The following is a 5,303-nucleotide window of genomic DNA, read 5'->3' as shown; positions in this document are numbered from 1 at the left end:
AGCCCCGGAGATACTGGCGAAGAGGAAGAAAACCCTGGAAGAAGCCAAGAGAAAACACCCGGACAGATGGAGAAACAGGCCGATAAGAAACTGCTCCATAGAGGAGACGGTCTATCTGAACCCGGAGAAAGAGTCCCAGAAAAAGCGCAGAGACTGAGTCATTCCAATTTGATCTTTTTACGACATCTCGCTTGACAGGTTCCGGGATTGTTTCTTGCGTAATAGAAAGGGATACTGTCCAGCATGTAGCTTCCACCAAATGGGGTAAAAGAGCCTACATGAACATGGAGCATCTCAGAGAACAGATACTGGAGCAGGAAGATAATGCTGTCGTAAGCTGACACAGAAAGCCTTAAAAACCGAACATAGCTCTATATGGACCTGCTGACTCAAATATTAATGTGCGAAACATACTGGACAGTACCGAAGAGGAAGAAAACCCTGGAAGAAGCCAAGAGAAAACACCCGGACAGATGGAGAAACAGACCGATAAGAAAGTGCTCCATCGAGGAGACGGTCTATCTGAACCCGGAGAAAGAGTCCCAGGAAAAGCGCAGAGACTGAGTCATTTTAATTCGATCTTTTTGCAACTTCTCGCTTGACAGGTTCCGTCCCTATGCCGATTCCACCTTCTATCAGTGCTTTTCTGTCGCCAGCTTCTCCAAGTTTGGAGAGCGATAGTTACTTAGCAACTGTCACTTTAAATATAGTTATTTAAAAAATAATGCATTCAGAATATTATAAAAGAACGATTTCTTCAGCTGAAAACCAGTCATTTGAAATGGCAGTATCTCTGACGGCATCCCCATTTTCCGTGTAAGCTATAATTGCTAAGCTTTTTTCTGCCCGCGTACACGCTACATAAAAAAGCCGCGTTGTTCTCCTAATCCCAGTATCTCTGCCTTCACGTTCATTTTCAATATCTGTATCTGTTCTAGACTTTGCGCCAAAAAGCTTCTCATAACTAAATAAGAACCCTTTGGCCTCAGCATCATCCATAATAACCATGACTCGTGGAAACTCTAATCCTTTTACTCCCTGATGCGTAGCAAATTGGGTGTTGTCGGTTACATATGCCAAGTATTTTTCTAACTCATCAAAAGACACAGAGAACGCTTCCCTCAAAGCTGCTACCTTTTTATCCTCGTCTTCTATTGGTTCAGATAGGATATCGTCTACACGATCGTTGAGAGTGAAAAGGTTAGTTTTTTTGATGGTCTTTAATATTTCAATACATGTAGGAATGGCTCCACCTTCCCAAAGAAAGAGCAATTCTTCGACTGCATTTTCAGCAGCTTCTAGTAACTTAGTCTGATCTACAAGGTTTTCCCGGAAAGCCTTCTTATTTAGAAGAGGAGAATGCTGCCGTATAATTCTTGAGACCTCGAAGTCGTTATTGTTTTTATATGCTTTTATCAATGGAGAAACAACGTTAGCCATGAATGATATTTCAGATATTGATCCATCACGCAAAGATGTGCCGAAAGATTTAGATTCATTAAGCGGTGCATACAGGTCAAAGAAACCAAATCTGCTGGCTGCCATGTGATGCTCCAGTATTAAGCTTTTATACTTTGCAGAATCGATCCAATCTTTATCATTGGCCTTCTCAGCCATAATTTGAGCTGCTCGACATTCCATTTCTTCTTTATTCGCAGAAGAGTCTGCTATAAATAGACGCACTGTTCCCGCCTCGGAATCAGAGCGCGAACGCTGTTGCTGTTTATCCATAGTCTTTCGAATTGCATTGGCTAATTCCACTATTCGCGTGGCACTACGGTGGTTCATGACCTTTTTTGGTTTTTCCCATTCATCAGGGATACAGCCAGCTAAATTGTCTTTGCCATCCATATATATCCGTTGCATTGTGTCACCAAACATGCCAATAACAAATCTGTCCTTATATTTCTCGTAAATAACAAACAACGCATCAACAAGCTCTTTCTTTGTATCCTGACTCTCATCAATTAGTAAGACTGGATATTTACTCACTAAAATTTCCTGCATGGTTTCCTCGGTGGCAATAAAATCAGAACCCATTTTGACAACTTCACTATGATTTAGAGAATCATAACCCACATCATTACCATTAGGACTATAAGAAAATTTCTTTACAGTTTCAATCTTAGCAAGGCGAGTAGTCTTCTTTTTAATTTCTTCTACTCTTCTAATGGCGGCATCACCACCACGTCTTCTAATTTGCTTTTCATTCAATTCGGCAATATCTTTTTTCAGAGATTCAATAACCCAAGTCTTTATATCGGTCTGATAATTTTTTATCAGTTCCCATAGAAAACTATGGATAGTTGACACAGCAAATATAGGCTTATATTGAAGCCTTTTAGAAATTTCATCACAAGCAGCATTTGTGTAAGTTATCACCGCAACTTGTTTTGAGTGTGTCGATAATCTGGACCCAATTTTTTTATCTAAAAAAGAAAGCGCATTAATTAAACTTCGCGTTTTGCCGGAGCCTGCTCCTGCAAACATAAAAAAACTTTTGGGACTCTCTTCAGAAAAACACCGTTTTATTTCGTCGTCCACATGATCATCTATATGATTATCAGTTAATTCTTGGACAGTTCTTTTATCTTCCATCTTTCAACACTCCTCCGGACACAGAAGCGCTTGAAGCCATTTTAAGCCCTCTGCAATATACTTCGGAACCGTCAGTTTGCGGGGATCGATTGTATAAATTAAATCCAAAGCGAATTCAGCTTTTTGATCAGACTTTCCCTCACGAAGTTCTCGATATATTTGAGCGTGGAGTTCGTTAAATAACTCTATGGTATTAAGCGCGATATTTACCTTCTTAATAAGGTTCCCGGCATCATCTCCAAGGTCGTGTTTTTTAAGGTCCTTGAATAATTTGTAATTCGTGTAAATCAGACAGTCTTCAAATGTGCTCGACAATGTTTCTGTTGACGTTCCATTAAAATTAATTTTCACTGGAGTCTGATAGGCAATACGAATAGAATATTTATAGGCTGTTTCATTTGCAAACACTTTTCGTTCTGCTGGAAGATCAAGAAGCGTGTCCAAACCATTTTCCTTAAGCAGCCAATCAGTAATTGCATAGTTGCCGCTTATTAATTTTTCATTTCGAACAGGACGAGCAGCCTTATGGTGACCTCCTGGTTCCACAGAGTCTAAATCGGAAATCACTAATGTAGGTAAGCAGAGTTTATCAATTAAAGGACTAAGTCTATGTGAATGACGACCATTTATATTAAGTATAGAAACATATCTTTGATGTAACTCAGGATAATTATCTTTTATAAAATGAGGTACTAACATGCTTTCAGCAGAACCCTCAACTAATATGGCAGCATCTGCAAAGAATAAGTCACAATGGGTTGTTTGCAGATATCGCGTTACAAATTTATCTGTTTCATCTTCTTTACCAAACACATCGGATAGATTAATCACTTTTGCTGTGGCAATGTTACAGCTGGCGCATTCGGGAAGTCGCTTGAAATAGCGCAAATCCGCAAAGTTTGTCTCGCGCGCAATATGGCTGGAATGGGTGCTAATCACAAGTTGTGTGGCAAAATTTTTCTTGTCATTAAGAAAGTTATGATTTCGCAGCACTGAGTAGGCTTTCCGTATAAATACTTGCTGCACCTGCATATGCAAATGCGCTTCCGGCTCTTCTACTAAAACTAAATGCAATGGTTCAATTATATCTGCAGCGTCTTCTTCTTGTCGGGCTTTTCCCACCCTCATCCAACTGTCGCGGAAACTCATTAGATCGAATACCATTGAGATGAGATTCTGATAACCTAAACCATTATACTTTTCCGGCATTTTTAATGTTACATCGTTTTTGCTAAGAGCATACTGTACGGCAGAATCGTGCTTCAACGTATCACTCGTACTAACCTTCGTTGTAATCGTAATTTTGGGATCAGTTACGCCAGGATAGCCCAAGCCTTCCAGTTCTGAAATTGCGGGAGCAAATTTATCGGCTAGGCTTTTATCAAAAACACCTCTTGCTTGTTCGGTAACTTCCAATATCTCTAAATCCTCAGAGGTAGGGAGCTTCTCGGGATCTAAGTGTTTGTCGTAATAGCTCCGCATTTGGGTAGACAATTGTTTTCGTGACCTTTCTCTTTCATCGGAAGAATCTGGATCTGAAAAGCCACGCTGAGCGTCAATCATATCGATCCTAATGATTCCCTTTAAAGGGTTATCGGTGAAGCATTCCATTGCATAAGATGTTGGTTGTGGTGGTTCTGCTAATAACTGTTCTGGGTCAAGTACATATGACTTAATAGAAAAATACACAGCTAAGTTTTTACCGATGAAATCACATAAATCTTTTGGGTATAAATTTATATGAGCCCCATCTTTTCCTTTTCCTGCAGATTCAGTAGTACGAGCCGCAGAATAAGCCTCCCGATATTCTGTAAATAACTTTGAAATATCTTTAGGCTGAAAGGCAAGGCGGACTCCAAGCTTTCCACCTCGCCATTTCAATGTAGGTATGATACTGGCAACATAATGAATTTCGTTACGTTCAACCTCTAGCCAAACATCCATTATGGGAACGAGGTTATCCCATCTTGTCAAATCTTCCGGAATCTTACAATCCTGAGCTATCCATTCATCGCCGATCATATTTATGGCGGGACGGTTTGATATGGTAAAATCATTAAAATCAAAACCTCTACCTGCCAAGAATTTACCTAAAGCATCCATAGCGGAAGTCTTTCCGCTATTATTAGCGCCTACGAAAAGAGTAGTGTTTTCGCTGAACTCTATATGACAACATTGTAGCTTTCGAAAATTATTAACGCGAACAGATGAAATCTTCACGCTTAGCCCCTCCTGTTGTTATTTTTTTAATCATATAAACTATCCCTGTCGAAAATAGTGATAGTTCAAGAGTAGTACCTTGGTTGATTTCTATCTTTAGTGTTTACGGTTGTTACATTAAAAACTAGAGTAGAGATATAGGCTAAATATACTTCTTTAAGCATAAATTATCACAATAATAGCGCCATAGATTCACAATGCCAATCCATGTATTTTAATTACTGAGTTTTTATTTAAAAACCTAATATTGCATTCAACTGTTCTTGACATGAGTATATGTTTGATTTTGCCACTAATAGTTTCACTAGTGGTGGTACTGAAATGGATTTTTTATGGTGGACCCCATTGTCAAGACCATTTTTTTATCTTAGGTTGATTTAGGTCAGCCCTACCTGCCAAAATAGGTGTCGCATGATAGACTAGCTTAGCGAGTCGAGAGAGACTCCCTGGAGGTGCGACACATGGCGAGGTACAGCAAAGAACAA

The 5,303-nt window shown here is 39.5% G+C and carries 3 protein-coding genes; 1 reads left to right on the top strand and 2 read right to left on the bottom strand.

The genetic code is table 11. The annotated features are described in order from the left end of the window. Window positions 1-399: 399 nt before the first annotated feature. Complete coding sequence (locus tag L2W48_RS12770; protein WP_236100471.1) at window positions 400-564, top strand: hypothetical protein; 165 nt, start codon at window positions 400-402, stop codon at window positions 562-564. Between the two features lie 174 nt (window positions 565-738). Here L2W48_RS12770 and L2W48_RS12765 read toward each other — a convergent pair whose 3' ends face one another. Beyond that, entirely contained in the window at window positions 739-2,598 is a 1,860-nt protein-coding gene (locus L2W48_RS12765; RefSeq protein WP_236100469.1) for a UvrD-helicase domain-containing protein, read from the bottom strand. A gap of 3 nt (window positions 2,599-2,601) precedes the next feature. Then, on the bottom strand, window positions 2,602-4,818 hold the full coding sequence (locus L2W48_RS12760; RefSeq protein WP_236100467.1) for an ATP-dependent endonuclease: 2,217 nt from the start codon (window positions 4,816-4,818) through the stop codon (window positions 2,602-2,604). Window positions 4,819-5,303 lie beyond the last annotated feature (485 nt).

It is taken from the genome of Dethiosulfovibrio russensis, from assembly GCF_021568855.1.
GTDB lineage: Bacteria > Synergistota > Synergistia > Synergistales > Dethiosulfovibrionaceae > Dethiosulfovibrio > Dethiosulfovibrio russensis.
Note: the sequence above shows the minus strand (reverse complement) of the source record. Positions and strands in the feature narration are given on the sequence as shown.